General features: G+C 58.1%; 18 protein-coding genes, 2 tRNA genes, 3 rRNA genes and 1 pseudogene. 13 read left to right on the top strand and 11 right to left on the bottom strand.

The genetic code is table 11. The features are described 5' to 3' along the window. The first annotated feature begins 641 nt into the window (after positions 1-641). From AC1Z24_RS21620 to rrf, 5 genes are all read left to right on the top strand, one after another. Positions 642-2,178 (top strand): 16S ribosomal RNA (locus AC1Z24_RS21620). A 96-nt stretch (positions 2,179-2,274) separates the two neighbouring features. After that, positions 2,275-2,351, top strand: a tRNA-Ile gene (locus AC1Z24_RS21615). 122 nt (positions 2,352-2,473) lie between these two features. Then, a tRNA-Ala gene (locus AC1Z24_RS21610) sits at positions 2,474-2,549 on the top strand. Between the two features lie 245 nt (positions 2,550-2,794). Then, a 23S ribosomal RNA gene (locus tag AC1Z24_RS21605) occupies positions 2,795-5,688 on the top strand. A 143-nt stretch (positions 5,689-5,831) separates the two neighbouring features. Beyond that, positions 5,832-5,947 (top strand): 5S ribosomal RNA (rrf, locus tag AC1Z24_RS21600). Together the 16S, 23S and 5S rRNA genes with 2 tRNA genes alongside form the textbook arrangement of a ribosomal RNA operon. Before the next feature lie 106 nt (positions 5,948-6,053). Here the strand turns inward: rrf and AC1Z24_RS21595 are convergent. Next, positions 6,054-6,911 carry a LysR family transcriptional regulator gene (locus AC1Z24_RS21595; RefSeq protein ID WP_483742624.1) on the bottom strand — a complete coding sequence of 286 codons (858 nt, stop codon included), beginning with the start codon at positions 6,909-6,911 and terminating at the stop codon, positions 6,054-6,056. Between the two features lie 112 nt (positions 6,912-7,023). Here AC1Z24_RS21595 and AC1Z24_RS21590 point away from each other — a divergent pair, with 112 nt between their 5' ends. Then, the gene (locus tag AC1Z24_RS21590; RefSeq protein WP_259106019.1) at positions 7,024-7,632 is read left to right on the top strand and encodes a LysE family translocator; all 609 of its coding nucleotides are present in this window, start codon (positions 7,024-7,026) and stop codon (positions 7,630-7,632) included. A gap of 56 nt (positions 7,633-7,688) precedes the next feature. On the opposite strand, the gene queD is transcribed toward AC1Z24_RS21590, so the two are convergent. Continuing rightward, on the bottom strand, positions 7,689-8,045 hold the full coding sequence (gene queD, locus AC1Z24_RS21585; RefSeq protein ID WP_483742623.1) for a 6-carboxytetrahydropterin synthase QueD: 357 nt from the start codon (positions 8,043-8,045) through the stop codon (positions 7,689-7,691). A 95-nt stretch (positions 8,046-8,140) separates the two neighbouring features. Continuing rightward, complete coding sequence (locus AC1Z24_RS21580; protein WP_483742622.1) at positions 8,141-9,223, bottom strand: patatin-like phospholipase family protein; 1,083 nt, start codon at positions 9,221-9,223, stop codon at positions 8,141-8,143. A gap of 167 nt (positions 9,224-9,390) precedes the next feature. Between AC1Z24_RS21580 and AC1Z24_RS21575 the strand changes: the two genes are divergently transcribed. From AC1Z24_RS21575 to AC1Z24_RS21545, 7 genes and pseudogenes are all read left to right on the top strand, one after another. Further along, positions 9,391-9,699 (top strand): PepSY domain-containing protein, encoded by a 309-nt coding sequence (locus AC1Z24_RS21575; protein WP_483742621.1) that lies wholly within the window; start codon positions 9,391-9,393, stop codon positions 9,697-9,699. Beyond that, on the top strand, positions 9,699-10,013 hold the full coding sequence (locus AC1Z24_RS21570) for a PepSY domain-containing protein (protein WP_483742620.1): 315 nt from the start codon (positions 9,699-9,701) through the stop codon (positions 10,011-10,013). The genes AC1Z24_RS21575 and AC1Z24_RS21570 overlap by 1 nt, the downstream gene beginning before the upstream one ends. Continuing rightward, entirely contained in the window at positions 10,013-10,681 is a 669-nt protein-coding gene (locus AC1Z24_RS21565; RefSeq protein ID WP_483742619.1) for a response regulator transcription factor, read from the top strand. Before AC1Z24_RS21570 ends, AC1Z24_RS21565 begins: the two co-directional genes overlap by 1 nt. After that, complete coding sequence (locus AC1Z24_RS21560) at positions 10,678-12,003, top strand: sensor histidine kinase (protein ID WP_483742618.1); 1,326 nt, start codon at positions 10,678-10,680, stop codon at positions 12,001-12,003. Before AC1Z24_RS21565 ends, AC1Z24_RS21560 begins: the two co-directional genes overlap by 4 nt. Positions 12,004-12,104: 101 nt before the next feature. Beyond that, a pseudogene (locus tag AC1Z24_RS21555) lies at positions 12,105-12,878 on the top strand (cache domain-containing protein); the annotation flags it as partial. Between the two features lie 84 nt (positions 12,879-12,962). Continuing rightward, on the top strand, positions 12,963-13,784 hold the full coding sequence (locus AC1Z24_RS21550) for a methyl-accepting chemotaxis protein (protein WP_413310619.1): 822 nt from the start codon (positions 12,963-12,965) through the stop codon (positions 13,782-13,784). Between the two features lie 224 nt (positions 13,785-14,008). Next, positions 14,009-15,073: an AI-2E family transporter gene (locus AC1Z24_RS21545; protein ID WP_483742617.1), complete on the top strand. Its 1,065-nt coding sequence runs from the start codon at positions 14,009-14,011 to the stop codon at positions 15,071-15,073. A gap of 59 nt (positions 15,074-15,132) precedes the next feature. Here the strand turns inward: AC1Z24_RS21545 and nuoN are convergent, their stop codons facing one another. From nuoN to nuoG, 8 genes are read right to left on the bottom strand one after another with little or no spacing between them, the layout of a single operon-like run. Beyond that, positions 15,133-16,590, bottom strand: coding sequence for an NADH-quinone oxidoreductase subunit NuoN (gene nuoN / locus AC1Z24_RS21540; RefSeq protein WP_483742616.1), 1,458 nt, complete (start codon positions 16,588-16,590; stop codon positions 15,133-15,135). 7 nt (positions 16,591-16,597) lie between these two features. Further along, complete coding sequence (gene nuoM, locus AC1Z24_RS21535; RefSeq protein ID WP_259106029.1) at positions 16,598-18,130, bottom strand: NADH-quinone oxidoreductase subunit M; 1,533 nt, start codon at positions 18,128-18,130, stop codon at positions 16,598-16,600. Between the two features lie 39 nt (positions 18,131-18,169). Then, the gene (nuoL, locus tag AC1Z24_RS21530; protein ID WP_483742615.1) at positions 18,170-20,023 is read right to left on the bottom strand and encodes an NADH-quinone oxidoreductase subunit L; all 1,854 of its coding nucleotides are present in this window, start codon (positions 20,021-20,023) and stop codon (positions 18,170-18,172) included. Continuing rightward, positions 20,020-20,328: an NADH-quinone oxidoreductase subunit NuoK gene (gene nuoK / locus AC1Z24_RS21525; protein WP_259106031.1), complete on the bottom strand. Its 309-nt coding sequence runs from the start codon at positions 20,326-20,328 to the stop codon at positions 20,020-20,022. Before nuoK ends, nuoL begins: the two co-directional genes overlap by 4 nt. 3 nt (positions 20,329-20,331) lie before the next feature. Next, a complete protein-coding gene (gene nuoJ, locus AC1Z24_RS21520) occupies positions 20,332-20,832 on the bottom strand; it encodes an NADH-quinone oxidoreductase subunit J (protein WP_259106032.1) in 501 nt (166 codons plus the stop codon). 9 nt (positions 20,833-20,841) lie between these two features. Further along, positions 20,842-21,390, bottom strand: a complete 549-nt coding sequence (gene nuoI / locus AC1Z24_RS21515; protein WP_483742614.1) for an NADH-quinone oxidoreductase subunit NuoI — start codon at positions 21,388-21,390, stop codon at positions 20,842-20,844. A 10-nt stretch (positions 21,391-21,400) separates the two neighbouring features. After that, a complete protein-coding gene (gene nuoH, locus AC1Z24_RS21510) occupies positions 21,401-22,408 on the bottom strand; it encodes an NADH-quinone oxidoreductase subunit NuoH (RefSeq protein ID WP_259106034.1) in 1,008 nt (335 codons plus the stop codon). Continuing rightward, entirely contained in the window at positions 22,405-25,119 is a 2,715-nt protein-coding gene (gene nuoG / locus AC1Z24_RS21505) for an NADH-quinone oxidoreductase subunit NuoG (RefSeq protein ID WP_483742613.1), read from the bottom strand. Before nuoG ends, nuoH begins: the two co-directional genes overlap by 4 nt. Positions 25,120-25,159: the final 40 nt, after the last annotated feature.

The following is a 25,159-nucleotide window of genomic DNA, read 5'->3' as shown; positions in this document are numbered from 1 at the left end:
TGATGGGGAAAGGAGAAATGAGCAATATAGTGCGCAAAGGCAGCTGCGAGCTATGAGCTATGAGCTACGAGCTAGAAACAGATAGTGGGTGTTCCAGGCCCAGCTCGTGGCTCGAAGCTCGCAGCTCGTAACTTTTCTGAAATAACTGTTGACGCGTGTCTGGATCTGTCTATAATTCGCCCCACTTCCGGCGCAGACGAAACGGAAAACTTCTTGATAATCAAGCAGTTAACCGAAGTAAGCAGCGAGGAAGGGTTTCGGTTTTCAAGGTGAATTCGGAAGCGGTGAAGAAGGTGGTTGACAGCAGATTGTAACGCTGTAAAATTCGCCTCCCGCTAACGTGAGACGCCAAGTCAAACGAAGCGCAAGTGGTTGAAGTTGATAAGGAAACTTTGAAAGCTTCTTAAAATAACCGCTTGACAGATACAGAGGACGCTGTAGAATCCGCGCCTCGGTTGAGACGAAAGAATCAACCAACCGCTCTTTAACAACTGAATCAAGCAATTCGTGTGGGTGCTTGCGCTGTAAGACTGAAGTCAACTGATTATCAGCATCGCCAGTTACTCCACGAGAAATCATGGTTTAACCAACGATTGCTGAGCCAAGTTTATAAGGTTTTCTCAAAACCTAATTGCAGTATTGAACTGAAGAGTTTGATCATGGCTCAGATTGAACGCTGGCGGCAGGCCTAACACATGCAAGTCGAGCGGATGAAGGGAGCTTGCTCCCTGATTCAGCGGCGGACGGGTGAGTAATGCCTAGGAATCTGCCTATTAGTGGGGGACAACGTTTCGAAAGGAACGCTAATACCGCATACGTCCTACGGGAGAAAGCAGGGGACCTTCGGGCCTTGCGCTAATAGATGAGCCTAGGTCGGATTAGCTAGTTGGTGAGGTAATGGCTCACCAAGGCGACGATCCGTAACTGGTCTGAGAGGATGATCAGTCACACTGGAACTGAGACACGGTCCAGACTCCTACGGGAGGCAGCAGTGGGGAATATTGGACAATGGGCGAAAGCCTGATCCAGCCATGCCGCGTGTGTGAAGAAGGTCTTCGGATTGTAAAGCACTTTAAGTTGGGAGGAAGGGCATTAACCTAATACGTTAGTGTTTTGACGTTACCGACAGAATAAGCACCGGCTAACTCTGTGCCAGCAGCCGCGGTAATACAGAGGGTGCAAGCGTTAATCGGAATTACTGGGCGTAAAGCGCGCGTAGGTGGTTTGTTAAGTTGAATGTGAAATCCCCGGGCTCAACCTGGGAACTGCATCCAAAACTGGCAAGCTAGAGTAGGGCAGAGGGTGGTGGAATTTCCTGTGTAGCGGTGAAATGCGTAGATATAGGAAGGAACACCAGTGGCGAAGGCGACCACCTGGGCTCATACTGACACTGAGGTGCGAAAGCGTGGGGAGCAAACAGGATTAGATACCCTGGTAGTCCACGCCGTAAACGATGTCAACTAGCCGTTGGAATCCTTGAGATTTTAGTGGCGCAGCTAACGCATTAAGTTGACCGCCTGGGGAGTACGGCCGCAAGGTTAAAACTCAAATGAATTGACGGGGGCCCGCACAAGCGGTGGAGCATGTGGTTTAATTCGAAGCAACGCGAAGAACCTTACCAGGCCTTGACATCCAATGAACTTTCCAGAGATGGATTGGTGCCTTCGGGAACATTGAGACAGGTGCTGCATGGCTGTCGTCAGCTCGTGTCGTGAGATGTTGGGTTAAGTCCCGTAACGAGCGCAACCCTTGTCCTTAGTTACCAGCACGTTAAGGTGGGCACTCTAAGGAGACTGCCGGTGACAAACCGGAGGAAGGTGGGGATGACGTCAAGTCATCATGGCCCTTACGGCCTGGGCTACACACGTGCTACAATGGTCGGTACAGAGGGTTGCCAAGCCGCGAGGTGGAGCTAATCCCACAAAACCGATCGTAGTCCGGATCGCAGTCTGCAACTCGACTGCGTGAAGTCGGAATCGCTAGTAATCGCGAATCAGAATGTCGCGGTGAATACGTTCCCGGGCCTTGTACACACCGCCCGTCACACCATGGGAGTGGGTTGCACCAGAAGTAGCTAGTCTAACCTTCGGGAGGACGGTTACCACGGTGTGATTCATGACTGGGGTGAAGTCGTAACAAGGTAGCCGTAGGGGAACCTGCGGCTGGATCACCTCCTTAATCGAAGACTCAGCTTCTTCGCAAGTTCCCACACGAATTGCTTGATTCATTGAAGAAGACGATAGAAGCAGCTTAATGCTTTGCACGCCCGAATTCGGGTCTGTAGCTCAGTTGGTTAGAGCGCACCCCTGATAAGGGTGAGGTCGGCAGTTCGAATCTGCCCAGACCCACCAAATACTGGTGAGGTACTTGGCAAGAGCGCACCCCGCCTCCAAGGTAAAGAGCGGTGAGGTCAGATTTTGCAGTTCGAATCTGCCCAGACCCACCCATTTTGTGGAAAAGCCTGTAGCAATACGGGGCCATAGCTCAGCTGGGAGAGCGCCTGCCTTGCACGCAGGAGGTCAACGGTTCGATCCCGTTTGGCTCCACCATTTACTGCTTCTACATCTCGCTAAAGCTTAGAAATGAGCATTCCATCGGTTCGATGGTGAATGTTGATTTCTGGTCTTTGACCAGTTCGTTCTTTAAAAATTTGGGTATGTGATAGAAAGATAGACTGGAGAACACTTTCACTGGTGTTGTTCAGGCTAAGGTAAAATTTGTGAGTTCTCGAAAGAGAAGCAAATTTTCGGCGAATGTCGTCTTCATAGTATAACCAGATTGCTTGGGGTTATATGGTCAAGTGAAGAAGCGCATACGGTGGATGCCTTGGCAGTCAGAGGCGATGAAAGACGTGGTAGCCTGCGAAAAGCTTCGGGGAGTCGGCAAACAGACTTTGATCCGGAGATGTCTGAATGGGGGAACCCAGCCATCATAAGATGGTTACCTTACACTGAATACATAGGTGTATGGAGCGAACCAGGGGAACTGAAACATCTAAGTACCCTGAGGAAAAGAAATCAACCGAGATTCCCTTAGTAGTGGCGAGCGAACGGGGACCAGCCCTTAAGTGGCTTTGAGATTAGCGGAACGCTCTGGAAAGTGCGGCCATAGTGGGTGATAGCCCTGTACGCGAAAATCTCTTAGTCATGAAATCGAGTAGGACGGAGCACGAGAAACTTTGTCTGAATATGGGGGGACCATCCTCCAAGGCTAAATACTACTGACTGACCGATAGTGAACTAGTACCGTGAGGGAAAGGCGAAAAGAACCCCGGAGAGGGGAGTGAAATAGATCCTGAAACCGTATGCGTACAAGCAGTGGGAGCCCACTTTGTTGGGTGACTGCGTACCTTTTGTATAATGGGTCAGCGACTTATTTTCAGTGGCGAGCTTAACCGAATAGGGGAGGCGTAGCGAAAGCGAGTGTTAATAGCGCGTTTAGTCGCTGGGAATAGACCCGAAACCGGGCGATCTATCCATGGGCAGGTTGAAGGTTGGGTAACACTAACTGGAGGACCGAACCGACTACCGTTGAAAAGTTAGCGGATGACCTGTGGATCGGAGTGAAAGGCTAATCAAGCTCGGAGATAGCTGGTTCTCCTCGAAAGCTATTTAGGTAGCGCCTCATGTATCACTGTAGGGGGTAGAGCACTGTTTCGGCTAGGGGGTCATCCCGACTTACCAAACCGATGCAAACTCCGAATACCTACAAGTGCCGAGCATGGGAGACACACGGCGGGTGCTAACGTCCGTCGTGAAAAGGGAAACAACCCAGACCGTCAGCTAAGGTCCCAAAGTCATGGTTAAGTGGGAAACGATGTGGGAAGGCTTAGACAGCTAGGAGGTTGGCTTAGAAGCAGCCACCCTTTAAAGAAAGCGTAATAGCTCACTAGTCGAGTCGGCCTGCGCGGAAGATGTAACGGGGCTCAAACCATGCACCGAAGCTACGGGTATCATCTTATGATGATGCGGTAGAGGAGCGTTCTGTAAGCCTGTGAAGGTGAGTTGAGAAGCTTGCTGGAGGTATCAGAAGTGCGAATGCTGACATGAGTAACGACAATGGGTGTGAAAAACACCCACGCCGAAAGACCAAGGTTTCCTGCGCAACGTTAATCGACGCAGGGTTAGTCGGTCCCTAAGGCGAGGCTGAAAAGCGTAGTCGATGGAAAACAGGTTAATATTCCTGTACTTCTGGTTATTGCGATGGAGGGACGGAGAAGGCTAGGCCAGCTTGGCGTTGGTTGTCCAAGTTTAAGGTGGTAGGCTGGAATCTTAGGTAAATCCGGGATTCTAAGGCCGAGAGCTGATGACGAGTCATCTTTTAGATGACGAAGTGGTTGATGCCATGCTTCCAAGAAAAGCTTCTAAGCTTCAGGTAACCAGGAACCGTACCCCAAACCGACACAGGTGGTTGGGTAGAGAATACCAAGGCGCTTGAGAGAACTCGGGTGAAGGAACTAGGCAAAATGGCACCGTAACTTCGGGAGAAGGTGCGCCGGTGAGGGTGAAGGACTTGCTCCGTAAGCTCATGCCGGTCGAAGATACCAGGCCGCTGCGACTGTTTATTAAAAACACAGCACTCTGCAAACACGAAAGTGGACGTATAGGGTGTGACGCCTGCCCGGTGCCGGAAGGTTAATTGATGGGGTTAGCTAACGCGAAGCTCTTGATCGAAGCCCCGGTAAACGGCGGCCGTAACTATAACGGTCCTAAGGTAGCGAAATTCCTTGTCGGGTAAGTTCCGACCTGCACGAATGGCGTAACGATGGCGGCGCTGTCTCCACCCGAGACTCAGTGAAATTGAAATCGCTGTGAAGATGCAGTGTATCCGCGGCTAGACGGAAAGACCCCGTGAACCTTTACTATAGCTTTGCACTGGACTTTGAATTTGCTTGTGTAGGATAGGTGGGAGGCTTTGAAGCGTGGACGCCAGTTCGCGTGGAGCCAACCTTGAAATACCACCCTGGCAACTTTGAGGTTCTAACTCAGGTCCGTTATCCGGATCGAGGACAGTGTATGGTGGGTAGTTTGACTGGGGCGGTCTCCTCCTAAAGAGTAACGGAGGAGTACGAAGGTGCGCTCAGACCGGTCGGAAATCGGTCGTAGAGTATAAAGGCAAAAGCGCGCTTGACTGCGAGACAGACACGTCGAGCAGGTACGAAAGTAGGTCTTAGTGATCCGGTGGTTCTGTATGGAAGGGCCATCGCTCAACGGATAAAAGGTACTCCGGGGATAACAGGCTGATACCGCCCAAGAGTTCATATCGACGGCGGTGTTTGGCACCTCGATGTCGGCTCATCACATCCTGGGGCTGAAGCCGGTCCCAAGGGTATGGCTGTTCGCCATTTAAAGTGGTACGCGAGCTGGGTTTAGAACGTCGTGAGACAGTTCGGTCCCTATCTGCCGTGGACGTTTGAGATTTGAGAGGGGCTGCTCCTAGTACGAGAGGACCGGAGTGGACGAACCTCTGGTGTTCCGGTTGTCACGCCAGTGGCATTGCCGGGTAGCTATGTTCGGAAAAGATAACCGCTGAAAGCATCTAAGCGGGAAACTTGCCTCAAGATGAGATCTCACTGGAACCTTGAGTTCCCTGAAGGGCCGTCGAAGACTACGACGTTGATAGGTTGGGTGTGTAAGCGCTGTGAGGCGTTGAGCTAACCAATACTAATTGCCCGTGAGGCTTGACCATATAACACCCAAGCAATTTGCTTAAGAAGCGAGTTGCGGTGTATGAAGACGCTCAAACCGAAAGTTTGCGACTTACAAATACCGATATCACATACCCGATTTGCTGAAGCGAGGCCATCTGGTCACGAGTCAGTACCCGAATTTCTTGACGACCATAGAGCGTTGGAACCACCTGATCCCATCCCGAACTCAGCAGTGAAACGATGCATCGCCGATGGTAGTGTGGGGTTTCCCCATGTGAGAGTAGGTCATCGTCAAGATTAAATTCCAAAACCCCATTTGCGAAAGCAAATGGGGTTTTGTTTTTGCGCCGAGAAAAGCCGCCGGCCTCGCGATCATCGGTAGGACCGGTGTAGGACCCTCCCTTTATGCTCTCAACGCACTGATGATAAACGCATGAAGACTATTAACCGCCTTTGACCCGCGCGAAGCCCGGCTACGGAGTATGGAAACTTCCATGGGGTCAATGTTTCCCAGGCCGTGCTCGCTGCTCAAGACCTGAAACGATGGCTGTACGCTGCACTGCGTGATCGCGGCAATGGCGAGCCCACCTTCAACTGCGGCTACCTGTCCGGCCAGGCTGGAGCTGTTATAGACCACCTTGAATTGGCGTCCCTGCTCGGTCAGTGAACTCACCGCGTTATGCCGGGCTAGGCTTGCGCTTTCATAGACGGCGATAGGTATCGGGTCTCGCCGCCAGAGCTCGAACTGGGGTGAGCCAACCCAGACCATAGGTTCTTTGAAGAGCAATGTCCCGCCTTGAGGCGAGTCTCTCGACACCAGGGCAAGATCAAGATCGCCACTGCGCACACGCGGAATAAGCGTGGTCGACTGTTCACAGTTCAGTTCGATTTCAACGGCTGCATAGCGCGGCGAAAAGCGCTTCAGAACCGGTGTGAGATACCTGGCGGCGTAGTCCTCCGCGACGCCCAGGCGGATTCGTCCGCTTAGCTCTTCGCCATGGAAAGCTGCCTGGGTTTCGGCGTGAAGGGCAAGCATGCGACGGGCGTAGCTCAGCAGTGTCTGGCCATCATCGGTCAGTTGCAGGTGCCTTGGGCCACGACTCAACAGCTGCCGTCCAAGGGCCGTTTCCAGTTTTTTCATCTGCATGCTGACTGCAGACTGCGATCTGTTTACTTCCTGGGCCGCACCAGACAGCGAACCTGCATCCACCACGGCCACGAAGCATTTAAGCCAATCGATCTGCAAATCACTGGCAGGCATTGAGGTCACCTCTATTCGGTAATCGAATGGCTATGGTGTGAATTATGCGCTTTTCATGGAGATTGTTCGTGCGCAAGATACCAACACTAATCAACACCTACTGGATATGTTCATGCCATTCGATACCTGGTTGCTCTATCTGTTGACCTGCTGCGGTATCGCGGTAGTGCCAGGGCCCAATGCGCTGTTGGTGCTTACCCATGGCGCCATTCACGGCAACCGGAAAACCCTGTTCACCATTACGGGAGGCGTGCTTGGTTTTGCCATCGTGCTGGCGTTTTGCGCGTTGGGACTGGGCGCGCTTATCCAGGCCTCGGCTACCTGGTTCACGGTATTGAAGATTGTTGGCGGGCTCTATCTGATCTGGCTGGGCTTCGGGCTGTGGCGGGCTGCTCCCGTCGGCCTTGATACTGGCATTCCAACGAGGGCGGGAAGCTGGTCGCTGTTCCGCCAGGGGCTGGTATCGGCCATTTCCAACCCCAAGGCGCTGCTGCTCTTTACCGCTTTTATTCCGCCCTTTCTCGATCCGCAGCGCAGTATCGTTGCGCAGACGGCCGCTATCGCCCTGACCTACGCAGTGGTGGAGTTCATTGTTGAATATACGGTGGCCAGCGCTGCACACCGGGTCAGGCCATGGCTGGCTCGAACCGGGCGCCGATTCAATAAAGTCTGCGGTGGATTTTTCGTACTTTTCGGCCTGGCCCTGCCTATCCATACCTGACGTCAATAAAAAAGGCCGCATCTGCATGCGGCCTTCTTCGTTACAACAACAGGTATTCAGTCCCCGCGATACACACAACCACTGGTGCAGGTCTCATGGATACGGATGGCCGACAGCTCAGGAAGCAGGGGCTTGAGTTCACTCCAGATCCACTTGGCCATGTTCTCGCTGGTTGGATTCTCAAGGCCTGGGATATCGTTCAGATAGTTATGGTCAAGACGCTCATAGAGCGGCTTGAAGATCGCCTTGATCTCGGAGAAGTCGCGGATCCAGCCAGTATGGGGATCGACGTCGCCTTCCAGATAGATGGCCACACGGAACGAGTGCCCATGCAGACGGCCGCACTTGTGGCCCTCGGGGACGTGGGGCAGGCGGTGGGCAGATTCGAAGGTAAATTCTTTGAAGATTTCCAAGTGTCTTGAACTCTGTAAGTGGCGTTCGCCGGAGCGATAAAAGCAGGCAGCAAGTTTAACAGCAATGATTTGTGGCATGCGCAAAACATGGCCGCCTAGCTCAGCGGCTGTAGATGCTCTGCCAGGCGATTGCTGTCGACCAGTTCAAGAAACTCGTCGCCCATGCGCTGGCTTTCTTCCATGGCCTTGCGCCAATAGGCCTGTCGGGTCTGGTCATCACCCATGAAGCGCTTGAAGTCGTTTCTGTCTGGCAGTTTGCCGTAAGGCAGGCGTGCCAGATATTCCTTCGACGGTGCAAGCAGCAGCACGTCTTGCAGGCGGCCCGGATCACCCTTGCGCCAGGGCAGTGTCTTGTCGAACCAGCCGGGGATGATGCGATCAATGAAATGCGGGTACAGCACAATGTCATCACCGGAGTAGGGCAGGTCCAGGTGATAGTCGAGCAGGCCGCCGTCACGAAAGGTTCCCGGTCCGGCGCCCGGGATATCCAGCACGCCTTCCATAACCATCGGGATCGACCCGGAGGCGAGCAACGCCTGGCGCAGGTTCGAGGTGTTCAGGTGCAGGCTGCGTGACGGGAAGTCAGTCAGCGCATGCAGCGGCGGTGCGAGTCGCTGGTCATGCATGATCAGGCGTTCGAAGTGGCGTGACAGGCGTGATCGCCCGAGCAGGTTGTCGGCAATCACCGAAGACAGGCCAAGCCCCAGGCTGCGGCGCTGATCATGGGCCAGTCGGCCATGGCTTTTGACGATCATGATGTTGAGACGGTAATGGGGGTTATCCAGGACCTGCGCGTCCTGGCCTTGCAGCAGGCTGTCGAGCATGCGTACGCAACTCTGGCTGACTTCGGCCATGGTCACGCCCTTGGCAAAGCTCTGCTCGTTATACAGCTGTCCGAGGCGGCGGATGCTATCGGCCGGGTTGGGCAGGCAGGCACTGGCGAAGCGCCAGGAGCCAATCGAAGCGCCAATCAGGGAGCGTTCCCGTGGTGCCCGTGGCAGCCACTCGCCGAACAGCGCCAGATCCAGCCCCTGTATCCCCAACGCCTTGGGCCCGCCGGCGGCACCCGGCACGATGCCGACGTCCTGTGGTCGCAAACCCTGCTCGCGCAGCCTGGACATGGCCCGGCTGCCGGCCCTGAGGATCAGGTTGCTGGATTTGATATGGATGGCACTCATGGACGTCTCCGTTGGGCGGGTTGTTTATCATACCTGCAGAGGCATCTGTGTCGCCTGGCGAGAGCCCACTGTGCTGATGGCGATTGGCCGCAACTATTAAGTTTGAATTAAGTTCGGGTGGTTATCTTAAGCACCGTAAAGCCCGCTTATCCCAACGGAGATGACTTATGAAAACCCTGACTGCCTTGTTCGCTGCCACCGCCATTACACTCACTGCCGGTACTGCCCAGGCTCGTGATATCGGCCCCGACGAAGCCCTGCGCCTGCGTGATGCAGGTACTATCCAGTCTTTCGAGAAACTCAATGCCGTCGCCCTGGGCCAGCACCCGCAGGCGACCATTACCGATACCGAGCTTGAGCAGGAATACGGCAAGTACGTCTACCAGGTCGAACTGCGCGATGCCAAGGGTATCGAGTGGGATGTAGAAATGGACGCCGTCACCGGACAGGTTCTCAAGAATCATCAGGACAGTTGATGCAAAAGCCCAGGCGTCTCTATTTACTCTGCGGTTTGATCCTGGCGCTGGTCTGCACGACGGCCAGTGCCCGGGATCTTGATCAGGACGAGGCGCTCAAGCTGCGCCAGAGTGGGGTTATACAACCACTGGACCAATGCATCGATGTTGCGCTCAAGCTGTATCCCGCATCCAGGCTGCTGGAGGCCGAACTTGAGCTCAAGCACGGCCTCTATGTGTATGAAATTGAATTGCTCACTCGCGAAGGCGTCGTTCGTGAGTTGAAGTTCGATGCGCGTGACAGCCGTTTGATACAAGACAAGGAAGATGACTGATGCGATTGCTACTGGTTGAGGATCATGTCCCGCTGGCCGACGAGTTGCTGGCGGGGCTTGGTCGACAAGGCTATGCAGTCGACTGGCTGGCTGACGGCCGTGATGCCCTGTTGCAAGGCGCTGTAGAACCCTACGACCTGATCGTGCTGGATCTTGGCCTTCCCGGTATGCCGGGTCTGGATATCCTGGCGCGATGGCGGGCGGACGGCCTGTCGACGCCGGTACTGATTCTCACCGCGCGTGACTCCTGGGCCGAGCGCATCGAAGGCCTTAAGGCCGGGGCCGACGACTACCTGACCAAACCGTTCCACCCCGAAGAGCTGCAGCTGCGCATCCAGGCGCTGTTGCGTCGTGCCCATGGCGTGGCCAATCAACCTCGACTGGAAGCGGCCGGCCTGCATCTGGATGAGGGCCGCCAATGCGTCATGCAGGACGGCGATGATATCCAGCTGACCTCAGCCGAATTTCGTTTGCTGCGCTATTTCATGCTGCATCCGGGGCAAATCCTGTCCAAGGGCCATCTGGCCGAGCATTTGTATGACGGGGAGACCGAGCGCGATTCGAATGTCATCGAAGTGCACGTCAATCATCTGCGTCGCAAGCTGGGTCGCAGTGTGATCGAAACCCGTCGGGGCCAGGGCTACCTGTTCGGTGGAACTGGCGGATGAAGTCCATTCAAGGCCGCCTCAGTCTGGGGCTGGTCAGTATTGTGCTGATAGTTGTCGTCGTACTGGCCCAGATCAGCCTGTGGTTGTTCGAGGTCGGCTTGCAGCGCTATCTGGAGTCCGGTCTGCGCAACGAGAGCGAGAGCCTGCTGACGGCTTTGGTGCGCGGCCCTGACGGCCTGCAATTGAACGAGCAGCATGTCTCTCCCGCCTATCAGCGGCCTTATTCCGGCCACTATTTCCGTATCGATTTTGCCCAGGGCCATTGGCGTTCGCGCTCACTCTGGGACCTTGAACTGCCGGCTCAGGAAGGTCCCGGCCTGCATGCCCATTCCGAGTTGGGCAAGACCGGCCAGTCGCTGTTGGTATTGAATGCGGATTACCGCAAGTTCGGCCAGAAGATCTCCATTTCCGTGGCTCAGGACTACACGCCGGTCAGAGCCAGCTTTCAGCGCGTGCAGCAAATTGGCCTGGCCCTCGGCGGCGTGGCGTTGCTATTGATCCTGATCCTGCAGCGCATGACGGTCAGGCGTGCCTTTCGCCCGCTGGAGCGGGTGCGCAAGCAGATTTCCCAGTTGCAACAGGGGCAGCGGTCACAACTGGATGACGTCGTACCCCAGGAGCTTGAACCTCTGGTCGCGCAGATCAATCACCTGCTGGCTCATACCGAAGACAGCCTCAAGCGCTCGCGCAATGCGTTGGGCAACCTTGGTCACTCCCTGAAAACGCCCCTTGCCGTGCTGATCAGCCTGACCGCTGACAGTCGCCTTGATGCACATCCGGATATGCGCCGCATCTTTGACGAACAACTCGAACAGATCCAGCAGCGTCTGAGCCGGGAGCTCAATCGTGCGCGCCTGTCCGGAGACGCCTTGCCCGGAGTGCTGTTCGATTGCGCGACAGAGCTGCCCGGCCTGCTCTCGATCCTGCGCCTGATTCATGGCGAGCATCTGGCACTGCGCACTGAAGTCCCTGTCGATCTGGCGCTGCCCTGGGATCGCGAGGACATTCTGGAGCTGCTGGGCAATGTGCTGGATAACGCCTGCAAATGGGCGGACAGTGAGGTGTGTCTGGGCATCTACAGAGATGAGCGGGACTTCGTTTTGCTGATCGACGACGACGGTCCCGGTATCCCGGAGAATCGCCATGACGAGGTGGTCAGTCGTGGCACCCGTCTCGATGAGCAGGTTACCGGACATGGCCTGGGGCTTGGTATCGTGCGCGATATTGTCGAGGCCTGGGGCGGTCAACTGCAGCTGCTGGTAAGCCCGCTGGGCGGCCTGCGCGTACGCGTCGACTTACCCGACCCTGCCGCTCGCGGCTGAGCAAAAATGCCAAGGGCTTCTCAACTTTCAGTTGCCGTGGCCGTTAACAGTTCAAGCGTCATGACTTAACAACAATAACTACGTTTCCTTAAGGAAGTCCCATGCGTCTGAGCCTGAAAGCCAAGGTACTGTCACTGGCTATGCTGCCAGTGCTGATTTTCGCGGTGGTCATCAGTGTCGTGACCGTTGTGATATTGCATAAACAGGCGCAGCAAGAGGTCGATGAAGCGCGAGTACGCCTGCTCAATGACGCCAAGACGACACTGCAAAGCTATGTATCCATCGGTCTGAGCACGCTGAAACCGCTTTATGACGCTTCTGAGCAGGGCGATATGTCCGCCAGGGACAAGGTGATCAAGCTGCTCTCCGCCGGGAGCTATGGCAAGGAGGGTTACTTCTTCGGCTATGACTCCCAGGGCGTACGCCTGTTCAAGGGCAGCAGCCCTGACGGGGTAGGCAAAAACGTCATGGATGCCAAGGATCCCAATGGCGTCTACTACATTCGTGAGTTGATTAATTCGGCCAAGGCCGGCACCCACTATTCGCAGTACACATCGACCCTGCCGGGCAAGACTGAACTGCTGCCCAAGCTGGGGTACACCGAGTACTTGCCGAAATGGGATCTGATCGTTGGCTCCTCGGTCAACCTGGACGGTATCGAAGGTCAGGTTGCGATCGTTCGACAGGCCGTGGACGAACGCCTGCGCGACATGCTGCTGAGCATCATCGGGATTGCCGTCGTGGTGCTGATTCTTATCGCCATTGCCGGTGTCATTCTGGCCTCCACCCTGCTGCGCCCTTTGCGCCTGATGAAAAACAATCTGGATGACATTGCCGCCGGTGAGGGCGACCTGACCAAGCGTCTGGCGATCACCAGTAGCGATGAGTTGGGCGATCTGGCTGGCTCCTTCAACCGTTTCGTCGACAAGATCCATGGTCTGGTACGGCAGATTGCCGAGATGACCACGCAACTGACCACCCTGGTCGGTGAGGTCTCCAGTCAGGCGCAACGCTCCGAGCAGGCCATGGAACGCCAGCGTACCGAGACCGATCAAGTGGCGACTGCGATCAACCAGATGTCCGCCGCAGCTCAGGAAGTTGCTCACAGTGCCCAGGGCGCTTCGGTCGCCGCGCAGCAAACCGATCAGGAAGGCCTGGCGGCCAAGCGCGTCGTCGACGGCAGCATCCGCCAGATTCACGCATTGGTGGACGATATCCGCAACAGCGGTACGTCCCTGGACAGCCTGCAGCAGGACGTTTCTTCCATCGTCAGCGTGTTGGGTGTGATTCGCTCGATTGCCGAGCAAACCAACCTGCTGGCCCTCAACGCTGCCATCGAGGCGGCGAGGGCAGGGGAGGCCGGTCGCGGTTTTGCCGTGGTGGCGGATGAGGTGCGGGCATTGGCCAGTCGCACCCAGCAAAGCACCCAGGAAATCCAGGGCATGATCGACCGCCTGCAAAAGGGCACCCAGAGTGCGGTGGAGGCCATGCGCCGTTCCAGTGAAGCGGGTGACGGTACGTCCAAGAGCGCCAATGAAGCGGGTAGCTCACTGGACACCATCGGCCAGTTGATCGGCACCATCAACTCGATGAACGCGCAGATTGCCAGCGCCGCTGAAGAACAGACCGCCGTGGCCGAGGAAATCAACCGCAGCGTGCACCAGATCGCCGTGGCGGTGGAAAGCGTGGCCGAGGAGACCCGCCACAGCGCCCAGACCTCACGCAGCCTGTCAGACCTTGGGCAACGCCTTGGGGCGCTGGTGAGGCAGTTCCGGGTTTGATCTGATAGGTCATGGCTCTGGGTGTTGTGGGCGAATTCATTCGAAGACGGTATTGAAGGCGCTGAAGATGTAATGAATCTACCGGCCTCTTCGCGAATGAATTCGCTCCCACCTCATTGCTTCCCACAGGTTCACCCTTCGTTCTGATTTGTGCGGCACTCGTTCAGCCCGCTGTGGACTAAGCAATAGGTCGTGCGCCCGGCACGCCTGCTCAAGGACTGGCCATGAACGACAACCCGCTGCACTACAAAACCTTTCTGATCCTTCTGGTACTGGTCACGCTCGCCTTTATCTGGATTCTGCTGCCCTTTTACGGCGCGATGTTCTGGGCGGTGATGCTCGGTATCGTCTTCATTCCCCTGCAACGCCGCCTGCTGCTGCGCTTTAGCGGGCGACGCAATCTGGCGGCGCTGTGCACGCTGATGATCTGTCTGGTGGTGGCGATCCTGCCGGTCATTGTGATCAGCGCGTTGCTGGTCCAGGAAGGCGCCACGCTGTACAAGAACGTCGAGAGCGGCCAACTGGATATCGGTGCCTACCTGGCCGAGTTCAAACGCCTGCTGCCGCCCTATACGCAGCACTGGCTGGATCGCCTGGGCATGGGCGATCTCAACGGCCTGCGTGACAAGATCGCCAAGTGGGCCATGCAGGCCAGCCAGGTGCTGGCAACCCAGGCGTTCAGCGTCGGTCAGGTCACCTTCGACTTCGTGGTGAGCTTCTTCATCATGCTGTACTTGCTATTCTTCTGTCTGCGCGACGGTCAGGAACTGGTGCGCAAGATTCGTCTGGCCATCCCCCTGGCCGAGCCGCAGAAGCGCCGCCTGCAACTCAAGTTCAACCGTGTGGTGCGCGCCACCATCAAGGGCAATGTCGTAGTGGCCATGACTCAGGGGGCCTTGGGCGGCTTTATCTTTTGGGCCCTGAATATCCCCAGCGCCTTGCTCTGGGCGGTGGTCATGGGCTTTCTGTCGCTGTTGCCGGCGGTGGGGGCGGGGATCGTCTGGGCGCCGGTGGCCTTGTACTTCCTGCTCAGCGGGATGATCTGGCAAGGCGTGGTGCTGTCGCTGTTCGGGATCTTTGTGATTGGCCTGGTGGATAACGTGCTGCGGCCAATTCTGGTGGGCAAAGACACGCAGATGCCGGATTACCTGATCCTTATCTCTACCCTTGGCGGCATGGCTGTGTTCGGCCTCAATGGCTTTGTCATCGGGCCCATGGTGGCGGCGCTGTTCATGTCCACCTGGGGCTTGTTCAGCAGCGCGAAGAAGACGGTGCGCTTGCCGGGCTGACTTCCCTGCAGACGAAAAAAAGCCCTGCTTGTGCAGGGCTTTTTTTTGCCAGCCGACTCTTACAGGCCGGCGTGCATGACCAGATTCAGCAACGGTTGTGGGTACACACCGATGACGAAGGTTAGGATCGCAATCGCCAGCAGCATCACGCCACCGGTGCGCTGTGCCCAGTTGAAAGCGGCATCGTGGCGCGGCATTTTGTTGTCCACCAGGTACATGGTGACCATCACGCGCAGGTAGTAGAACACGCCGATGGCACTACCGATGATCAGCGAACCGATCAGCCACCACAGCTGTGACTCGACGCCCGTGGCGATCATGTAGAACTTGCCGATGAAGCCGGCCGTCAGCGGAATACCCGCCAGAGACAGCATCATCAGGGTCATGACCGCAGTCAGGTACGGACGGCGCCAGAACAGGCCGCGGTACTCGAACATGGCGTCAGCATCGCGACCGCTGTACGGCGACGACATCATGGTCACTACGCCGAAGCTGCCCAGAGTGGTCAGTACGTAGGTCACCAGGTACACGCCAATCGCTTCCACGGCCATGCCATTGCTGGCAACCAGAGCGATCATCAGGTAGCCGAAGTGGGCGATGGACGAGTAACCCAGCAGACGCTTGAGGTTGGTCTGCACCAAAGCCAGCAGGTTACCGACCAGAATCGAAGCAACCGCAATCACCGCCAGCACGTTGTGCAACACGCCGCTGTTGGCCACCGGGGAGATCTGGAACAGTCGCACCAGCACGGCGAACACCGCCACCTTGCTCGCCGTTGCCAGGAACGCAGCAACCGGAGCCGGAGCGCCTTCGTAGACATCCGGGGTCCACAGGTGGAAGGGTACCAGCGACAGTTTGAATGCCAGACCAACCACCATCATGGCCAGGCCGACCTGGGAGATCGGGCCGGGCAGGCCGGTGGCCGCCAGAGCCTTGCCGATACCTTCGAAGCTCAGGCTGCCGGCTTCGGCGTAGAGCAGGGCCATACCGAACAACAGGAACGCCGAGCCTGCGGCCGACAGCACCATGTACTTGATGCCGCCTTCCAGTGAGCGCTTGTTGAAGAAGGCGTAGGCCACCAGGCCGTAGACCGGCACCGACAACAGCTCCAGACCAATGAACAGGCCCGCCAGGTGTTGCGCGCTGACCAGTACCATGGCGCCCGCTGCTGCCAGCAGTATCAACAGGTACAGTTCTTCGCGGTTGCCAGGGTAGCCGACCTTGCCGTCGCCGAGGTAGGCGTGGGCCATGGTCACACAGGCCAGGGTCGAAGCCAGGATCAACGCCATGTACAGGCAGGCGAAGTTATCGATGTGCAGCAGCGGCGTAACCACCAGTGGCGCGACTTTCAATGCCGGGTAGACCGACAGCAAGGCCAGGTTGAGCCCGGCCACGGTCAGCAGGAACGTTTGCGAGTGATTGCGGCGCCAGGCGATTGCCAGCATCACCACGACAATCGTGGCGCTGACAATCAGCAGTGGCGCAAGCGCAATAAAGTGTTGAGTCGTCAGGTCCATAGCGCTCTTACCGGGCCGAAGCGAGTTGAGTGAAGGCAGTGCCGAGCCATTGCTGCACGCCATGCATGGTAGCCGCCGAGGTATCGAGGACTGGCTGCGGGTAAACCCCGAGCAGGACCAGCAACACGGCAAGGCCGAGCACCATGATCAATTCACGACCATCCATGCCCTTGAGGACCGCGTCCGACTTGGACGGGCCGAAGTAGGCGCGGTGGATCATGATCAACGAGTAGACGGAGCCGAACACCAGACCGGAAGTCGCAATGGAGGTGATCCATGGCGAGCTGACGAAGGTGCCGAGCAGGATCAGGAACTCACCGACGAAGTTGCCGGTGCCCGGCAGACCCAGAGAGGCGGCTGCAAAGAACAGGCTGATCGCCGGCAGGTAGGCGATGCGCGACCACAGGCCACCCATCTCACGCATGTCACGGGTATGCAGACGCTCGTACAACTGGCCGCTGAGGATAAACAGCGCCGCAGCCGACAGACCGTGGGCAATCATCTGCCCGACCACACCCTGCAGCGCTTGCTGGCTGCCGGAGTAGATGCCGATCAGCACGAAACCCATGTGCGAGACGCTGGAGAACGCGATCAGGCGCTTGATGTCAGTCTGGGCGAACGCCAGGAAGGCACCGTAGAAGATCCCGATCAGGCCGAGCACCATGGCAATCGGCGCGAACTCGGCCGATGCGTTGGGGAACATCGGCAGGGCGAAGCGCAACAGACCATAGGCAGCGGTTTTCAGCAGGATACCGGCCAGGTCGACCGACCCCGCTGTGGGTGCCTGGGCGTGAGCGTCCGGCAGCCAGGAGTGAAACGGCACTACCGGCAGCTTGACCGCGAAGGCAATGAAGAAGCCCAGCATCAGGATGTATTCGGTGCCGTGGGACAGCTTGGTCTTTAGCAGGTGGGCATAATCGAAGGAGATTGTGCCGGTCTGGTTGAAGTTGACCAGCACCAGGCCAAGGATCGCCACCAACATGATCAGGCCGCTGGCCTGGGTGAAGATGAAGAACTTGGTTGCTGCGTAGATCCGGGTCTTCTTGCCGTCTGCCGAGCTGTGACCCCAGAGCGCGATGAGGAAATACATCGGCACCAGCATCATTTCCCAGAAGAAGAAGAACATGAACAGGTCGATGGCCAGGAATACCCCGACCACGCCGCCCAGGATCCACATCAGGTTGAGGTGGAAGAAACCAACGTTACGCTGGATCTCCTTCCACGAACACAGCACCGACAGCACGCCGAGCAGGCCGGTCAGCAGGATCATCAGCAGCGACAGGCCGTCCAGCGCCAGGTGCACGCTGATACCGAAACGCTGAATCCACTGATGCTGGAATTCAACGACCCAGGTCGGATCCGCGCCAGGGGTCGGCGCGTAGCTGAAGTTGCCGGTACCCCACAGCCACAGGCCCAGGGCCAGTTCGAGGGACATGGTCAGCAGCGCAATCCAGCGCGGCAGGGTGTGGCCGAAGCGCTCACCCTGCCAGCACAGCAGGCCACCGATAAAAGGGATCAGGATTAGCCAAGGCAGAATCATGACGGGCTCAATTCCTTTCGCAAATTCGCAAGGTTCATGTCAGACCGCAACCAGAACGACGGCACCCAGTACCAGAACGGCACCGGCGGCGATCGAGGCGGCATACCAACGCAGCTGGCCAGTCTCGCTACGGGCCATCAGGGAGTTGCCACCCTTGACCAGACGCGGGATCAAACCAATGGTGCGGTCGAGCGGGTCACTGCGCAGTACGTGGCTGATGGCCAGATAAGGCTTCACGAACAACTTGTCGTAAATCCAATCGAAGCCCCAGGCCGCGAACCACCAGGCCGAGAGGAAACGGCCCGGACCGCTGTTGGCAATGGCGCTGACGAAGCGGCGCTTGCCCAGGAACAACACGGCTGCCAGCAGGATACCGGCCAGGGCGATGGCGCCCGAGGCGATTTCCAGACTGTGCTTGGCTTCGCCACCGGCATGACCGGCGCTTTCCGGCAGGACACCGGCCAGTGGCGGGTGAATCATGGCGCCAATGAAGGTCGACAGCACGATCAGCACGCTGAGCGGCAGCCAATGGGAAATCCCGTGGCCGGCGTGGGCTTCGGTCTTTGCTTCACCGTGAAAGGTGATGAAGATCAGGCGGAAGGTGTACAGCGAGGTCATGAACGCACCGACCAGACCGGCATACAGCAGACCGTTGTGACCGCTGGCGAAGGCTTCCCAGAGGATCTCGTCCTTGGAATAGAAGCCGGCCGTAACCAGGGGCAGGGCGGCCAGTGCAGCGCCACCGACGATGAAGCTGGCGTAGGCCAGTGGCAGTTTCTTCCACAGGCCGCCCATCTTGAAGATGTTCTGCTCGTGGTGGCAGGCAACGATCACCGCACCGGAAGCAAGGAACAGCAGGGCCTTGAAGAAGGCGTGGGTCATCAGGTGGAAGATCGCGCCTTCCCATGCACCCACGCCCAGGGCCAGGAACATGTAGCCGATCTGGCTCATGGTCGAGTAGGCGAGGATACGCTTGATGTCGGTCTGCACCAGCGCGGCGAAACCGGCCAGGACCAGGGTCACGCCACCGACGATACCGACCAGGTGCAGGATGTCCGGGGCCAGGGTGAACAGGCCGTGTGTTCGGGCGATCAGGTAGACACCGGCAGTTACCATGGTTGCGGCGTGGATCAGTGCCGAAACCGGGGTAGGACCGGCCATCGCATCCGCCAGCCAGGTTTGCAGCGGCAGTTGCGCGGACTTGCCGACAGCGCCACCCAGCAGCATCAGAGTCGCCAGCACGATCCATGGGTCACCGACCTGGAAGTGCTGCGGCGCACGTACCAGCAGTTCCTGGACGTTCAGCGTGCCCAGTTGCTGGAACAGAATGAACAGGCCGATGGCCATGAACACGTCGCCGATGCGGGTAACGATGAAGGCCTTGAGTGCGGCGTTGCCGTTGGCGCGGTTGCTGAAGTAGAAACCGATCAACAGGTACGAGCACAGGCCCACGCCTTCCCAGCCGAAGTACAGGAATAACAGGTTATCGCCCAGGACCAGGAACAGCATGCTGGCGATAAACAGGTTGGTGTAGGCAAAGAAACGCGAGTAGCCGTCTTCACCGCGCATGTACCAGGACGCGAACAGGTGGATCAGGAAGCCGACGCCAACGACCACGCCCAACATGGTGATGGACAGGCCATCCAGATACAGGGCGAAGTTCGGTTCAAAGCCATCGACCGAAATCCACCGCCACAGCACCAGAGTGTAGTGACCACCCTCGGGCGGTGCGACGTTGAACTGCCAGATGACCCAGGCCGCAACAATGGCCGACAGGCCGATGGAGCCGACGCCGATCAGCGCCGCGAGGTTTTCGGAGATTTTCCCGCGCGAGAACGACAGCAGCAGGAAACCGATCAGAGGAAATACGAAAGTCAGAAAGATAAGGTTCATCCGCGCATCTCGCTGGCAGCATCGATATCGAGAGTGTGGAAGCGGCGATACAACTGCAGCAGGATCGCCAGGCCGATACTGGCCTCGGCGGCTGCCAGGCTGATCACCAGGATGAACATGATCTGTCCATCCGGCTGCGCCCAACGGCTGCCCGCCACGATGAACGCCAGTGCGGCGGAGTTCATCATGATTTCCAGGCTCATCAATACGAAGAGGATGTTACGGCGCGCAAGCAGGCCCGCCAGGCCGAGGCAGAACAGGATCCCGGCAACCGCCAGGCCATGTTCGAGAGGGATAGCATTCATGAGTTACTCCTTCGCCTCGTTGCGGCCGAGGTGGAAAGCGGTCACGACGGCTGCCAGCAGCAGCATCGAGGCCAGTTCCACCACCAGCAGGTAAGGACCGAACAGACTGATACCGACAGCCTTGGCGTCAACCGTGGTGTGGCCGATGGCGGCACCGTTCGAATAGGTGAACAGCACGTAGATCAGCTCGGCCAGCAGCAGGCCGCACAGCAGGATCGGGCCAAGCCAGATCCCCGGCTTGAGCCAGGTGCGTTCCTGTTCGACCGAAGCCGGACCCAGGTTGAGCATCATCACCACGAACACGAACAGCACCATGATGGCGCCAGCGTAGGCGATCACTTCCAGAACACCGGCGAACGGTGCGCCGAGGCTGAAAAAGGTCATGGCCACGGCAATCAGCGAGATGATCAGGTAGAGCAGGGCGTGCACCGGGTTCTTGTTGGTGATCACCCGCAGGGTGGACACAACAGCGATACCGGATGCGAAATAGAAAGCGAATTCCATCTTTCTTCCTTAAGGCAGCAAGCTCTTGACGTTGATCGGTTCGGCTTCATTCTGCGCGGAGCCTTTAGGCTTACCGGCGATGGCCATACCGGCGACGCGATAGAAGTTGTAGTCGGGGTTCTTGCCGGGGCCGGAGATCAACAGATCTTCCTTCTCGTAGACCAGATCCTGACGCTTGAACTCGGCCATTTCGAAATCCGGTGTCAGCTGGATCGCGGTGGTCGGGCAGGCTTCTTCGCAGAGGCCGCAGAAGATGCAGCGCGAGAAGTTGATGCGGAAGAACTCTGGATACCAGCGACCGTCGTCGGTCTCGGCTTTCTGCAGCGAGATACAGCCGACCGGGCAGGCCACGGCGCACAGGTTGCAGGCAACGCAACGCTCTTCGCCGTCAGGATCGCGGGTCAGGACGATACGACCACGGTAGCGCGGCGGCAGATACACCTGCTCTTCCGGATACTGCAGGGTGTCGCGCTTGCGGAATGAATGCGAGAACACCATCACCAGGCTGCGAAACTGGGTGTAGGTGCCATGCACGATATTGAATATGTACTTGAGCATGGTTATGTCCTCACTGAGCCACGCCGGCGGGCGTGTTCAACAACACGATCGCGGCGGTCACCAGCAGATTGATCAGGGTCAGCGGCAGGCAGAATTTCCAGCTGAAATCCATCACCTGGTCATACCGTGGGCGCGGAATGGAAGCGCGCAGCAGGATGAACAGCATGATGAAGAACGCGGTCTTCAGGGCGAACCAGACGAAGGCCAGCTGCGGCAGGATATTGAACGGGCCATGCCAGCCGCCGAAGAACAGGGTCACCAGCAGGGCCGAGATCAACACGATGCCGATGTATTCACCGACGAAGAACATGCCCCATTTCATACCTGCGTATTCGATGTGGTAGCCGTCAGCCAGTTCCTGTTCCGCTTCCGGTTGGTCGAAGGGGTGACGGTGAGTCACGGCGACGCCAGCGATGAAGAAGGTCAGGAAGCCGAAGATCTGCGGAATGATGAACCACAGGTGTTCAGCCTGGTACTTGACGATATCGCTCATGTTGAACGAACCGACCTGAACCACTACGCCCATCAGCGACAGGCCCATGAACACTTCGTACGACACGGTCTGGGCCGAAGCCCGCAGGCTGCCGAGCAGGGCGAACTTGTTGTTACTCGACCAGCCGGCGAACAGCACCGCGTAGACCGACAGACCGGCCATGGCGAAGAAGAACAGCAAGCCGATGTTCAGGTCCGCCACCAGCCAGGTCTCGGTGACCGGGATGATACTGAAGGCGATCAGCAGGGCGCTCATGGCGACCACCGGGGCCAGGGTGAAAATCACCTTGTCGGCGAACGGTGGGGTCCAGTCTTCCTTGAAGAACATCTTCAGCATGTCGGCGGCGATCTGGAACGCACCGAACGGGCCGACCCGGTTGGGGCCGTAACGGTCTTGCCAGAGGGCGAGCAGACGACGCTCGACCCAGCTGAGCAGCGCGCCGCAGATCACCACGGCGAGCAGGATGACGATGGCCTTGAGTACTGCAATGATCGAATCGATTACGACAGGAGTAAACCAGGTCATTGCGCTGCCTCCTGCAAGCCATCGACGGTTTTACCGAATACGGCAGGCGGGATACCGGCCAGGCCGGCTGGCAGAGCCACAAGGCCCGCACCCAGCTCTTCGTTGATGCGCAGCGGCAGACGCAGAGTCTGGCCGGCAACGTTCAGGCTGAGCAGGGCGCCATCGTTGACACCCAGGCGATCGGCTTCGGACTTGGCCAGGGCCACGTAGGCTTCTGGAATGCGTTCCTGCACCGGTGCGGCCTTGGACGAGGTCTCGTCGCTGCCGAACAGGTGATAGAACGGCACGACCTGCCAGGTGCCACGGGCCGGAGCGAAAGCGCCCGGTACGCTGGCGAACCAGGACAGATTGTCACCCTTGGTTTCGATCAGGCGAGTACCCGGATCACCGGCACGCAGGTGACCACCGACTTCGTCCTGGAACTTGTTCCACGCTTGCGGCGAGTTCCAGCCCGGCGACCAGGCGAATGGCACTTGCTGACGCGGTTCGGCGGAGCCCGAGTAACCTTCCATGGAGAAGGCGAACGCGGTGTCCTGGTCTTGCGAAGTGCGCGGCTCATGCACGCTGATATTGGCGCGCATGGCGGTACGGCCGCTGTAACGCAGCGGTTCGCGAGCCAGTTTCATACCCTTGATGCGGAACGCAGCGGACGGCGCGGCATCGATGATCCCGGCCAGTTGCGCGGTGCTGCTGGCGCAGGCGGCGGTGACGTGGTCGAGTTGGGTCCAGTCAACCGGCTTGTTCAGCAGGGTAGCGCGCAGGGCATGCAGCCAGCGCCAGCCTTCGTGAACCAGGATGCTGGCGTCCAGATAGGTTGGGTCAAACACCTGGAAGAAGCGCTGGGCGCGGCCTTCCTGGCTGACCAGGGTACCGTCGCCTTCGGCGAAGCTGGCCGCTGGCAGCACCAGGTGAGCCTTGTCGCTGGTCGCCGTCTTCTGATGGTCGGCCACGATCACTACTTTCGCCGCAGCGAAGGCAGCGTCGACAGTGGCGGCGTCAACACGACGATACAGATCGTTTTCCAGCACGACGATGGCGTCGGCTTTGCCCGAGATCACGGCTTGCAGGGCGGCGTCTACCGACTCGCCACCGAACATCGCCAGACCCATGCTGTTGGCTTCCGGCACGATCAGGCTCAGGGAACCTTGCTTGTCGCGCAGTTTCAGCGCCTTGGCAATGTTGGCCGCGGCTTCGATCAATGCGTTCGAACCCAGGGAGCTGCCGGAGATGATCAACGGACGCTTGGCCGCGAGCAGGGCAGCGGCAATGCGCTGGGCCAGTTCGAGGGCTTCGCTGTCCAGGCCTTCTACGGCCGGTGCGCTGGCGTCGATGGCGTGAGCCACGGCGAAACCGATGCGCGCCAGGTCGTCGGGAGCCGCGTGTACGCACTCTTCGGCGATGTCGTCGAGACGAGTTTCAGCCAGGCTGGCGATGAACAATGGGTTCAGCTCATGCTGACCGATGTTCTTCACTGCAGCGTCGAGCCACGGTTGGACTTTCATCGCAGCGGCCATGTCTTCGGCTTTGTTCTTCACCAGCTGACGCAGGCCCAGGGCCATGCGCGCGGCAGTCTGGGTCAGGTCTTCGCCGAGGACGAAAACGGCGTCGTGGTCTTCGATGTCGCGCAGGGTCGGAACCGGCAGCGGGCTGTCGTTCAACACCTTGAGGATCAGACGCAGACGCTCCAGCTCACCGGCTTCGATACCCGAGTAGAAGTGCTCGGCACCGACCAGTTCGCGCAGGGCGTAGTTGCTTTCCAGGCTGGCGCGGGGCGAGCCTATACCGACGATGTTGCGACCGCGCAGCAGATCGGCAGCCTTGTCCAGTGCACCGTCAAGGCTGAGCTTCTCGCCATTGGCCAGCAGTGGCTGGCGCGGGCGGTCTTCTCGGTTGACGTAGCCATAGCCGAAACGGCCACGGTCGCACAGGAAGTACTGGTTGACCGAGCCATTGAAACGGTTCTCGATGCGACGGATTTCACCGTAGCGCTCACCGGGGCTGATGTTGCAGCCGCTGGAGCAGCCGTGGCAGATGCTCGGCGAGAACTGCATGTCCCATTTACGGTTGTAGCGCTCGGAGTGAGTCTTGTCGGTGAACACACCGGTCGGGCAGACCTCGGTGAGGTTGCCGGAGAACTCGCTTTCCAGGGTGCCGCTTTCGACGCGACCGAAGTACACGTTGTCGTGAGCGCCGAACACGCCCAGGTCAGTGCCACCGGCGTAGTCTTTATAGAAGCGTACGCAGCGATAGCAGGCGATGCAGCGGTTCATCTCGTGAGCGATGAACGGGCCGAGTTCCTGATTCTGGTGAGTACGCTTGGTGAAGCGATAACGGCGCTCGTTGTGGCCGGTCATCACGGTCATGTCTTGCAGGTGGCAGTGGCCGCCTTCCTCGCACACCGGGCAGTCGTGCGGGTGGTTGGTCATCAGCCATTCGACAACACTGGCGCGGAAGGCCTTGGATTCATCATCATCGATGGAGATCCAGGTGTTGTCGGTGGCCGGGGTCATGCAGGACATGACGATACGACCACGGGTGTCGTTCTCGTCGTTGTACTGCTTGACCGCGCACTGGCGACAGGCGCCGACGCTACCAAGAGCGGGGTGCCAGCAGAAATAAGGGATGTCGAGTCCGAGGGACAGACAGGCCTGTAACAGGTTGTCTGCACCATCGACTTCGAGCGCTTTGCCGTCTACGTGGATAGTAGCCATGGTTCAAAGTTCTTCGTTGGCCCGGTGTCAGCGGGCGTGG

It is taken from the genome of Pseudomonas sp. JL23, assembly GCF_056933585.1.
This window is presented reverse-complemented; position numbering and strand designations above follow the sequence as displayed.

Coding starts and splice junctions, on each gene's coding strand:
- AC1Z24_RS21590 (WP_259106019.1), top strand. CDS start 7,024: ATGCCATTCGATACCTGGTTGCTCTATCTGTTGACCTGCTGCGGTATC.
- AC1Z24_RS21545 (WP_483742617.1), top strand. CDS start 14,009: ATGAACGACAACCCGCTGCACTACAAAACCTTTCTGATCCTTCTGGTA.
- nuoL (WP_483742615.1), bottom strand. CDS start 20,023: ATGAACCTTATCTTTCTGACTTTCGTATTTCCTCTGATCGGTTTCCTG.
- nuoG (WP_483742613.1), bottom strand. CDS start 25,119: ATGGCTACTATCCACGTAGACGGCAAAGCGCTCGAAGTCGATGGTGCA.
- AC1Z24_RS21570 (WP_483742620.1), top strand. CDS start 9,699: ATGCAAAAGCCCAGGCGTCTCTATTTACTCTGCGGTTTGATCCTGGCG.
- AC1Z24_RS21595 (WP_483742624.1), bottom strand. CDS start 6,911: ATGCCTGCCAGTGATTTGCAGATCGATTGGCTTAAATGCTTCGTGGCC.
- nuoN (WP_483742616.1), bottom strand. CDS start 16,590: ATGGACCTGACGACTCAACACTTTATTGCGCTTGCGCCACTGCTGATT.
- nuoM (WP_259106029.1), bottom strand. CDS start 18,130: ATGATTCTGCCTTGGCTAATCCTGATCCCTTTTATCGGTGGCCTGCTG.
- AC1Z24_RS21560 (WP_483742618.1), top strand. CDS start 10,678: ATGAAGTCCATTCAAGGCCGCCTCAGTCTGGGGCTGGTCAGTATTGTG.
- AC1Z24_RS21565 (WP_483742619.1), top strand. CDS start 10,013: ATGCGATTGCTACTGGTTGAGGATCATGTCCCGCTGGCCGACGAGTTG.
- nuoH (WP_259106034.1), bottom strand. CDS start 22,408: ATGACCTGGTTTACTCCTGTCGTAATCGATTCGATCATTGCAGTACTC.
- nuoJ (WP_259106032.1), bottom strand. CDS start 20,832: ATGGAATTCGCTTTCTATTTCGCATCCGGTATCGCTGTTGTGTCCACC.
- AC1Z24_RS21580 (WP_483742622.1), bottom strand. CDS start 9,223: ATGAGTGCCATCCATATCAAATCCAGCAACCTGATCCTCAGGGCCGGC.
- AC1Z24_RS21575 (WP_483742621.1), top strand. CDS start 9,391: ATGAAAACCCTGACTGCCTTGTTCGCTGCCACCGCCATTACACTCACT.
- nuoK (WP_259106031.1), bottom strand. CDS start 20,328: ATGAATGCTATCCCTCTCGAACATGGCCTGGCGGTTGCCGGGATCCTG.
- AC1Z24_RS21550 (WP_413310619.1), top strand. CDS start 12,963: ATGACCACGCAACTGACCACCCTGGTCGGTGAGGTCTCCAGTCAGGCG.
- nuoI (WP_483742614.1), bottom strand. CDS start 21,390: ATGCTCAAGTACATATTCAATATCGTGCATGGCACCTACACCCAGTTT.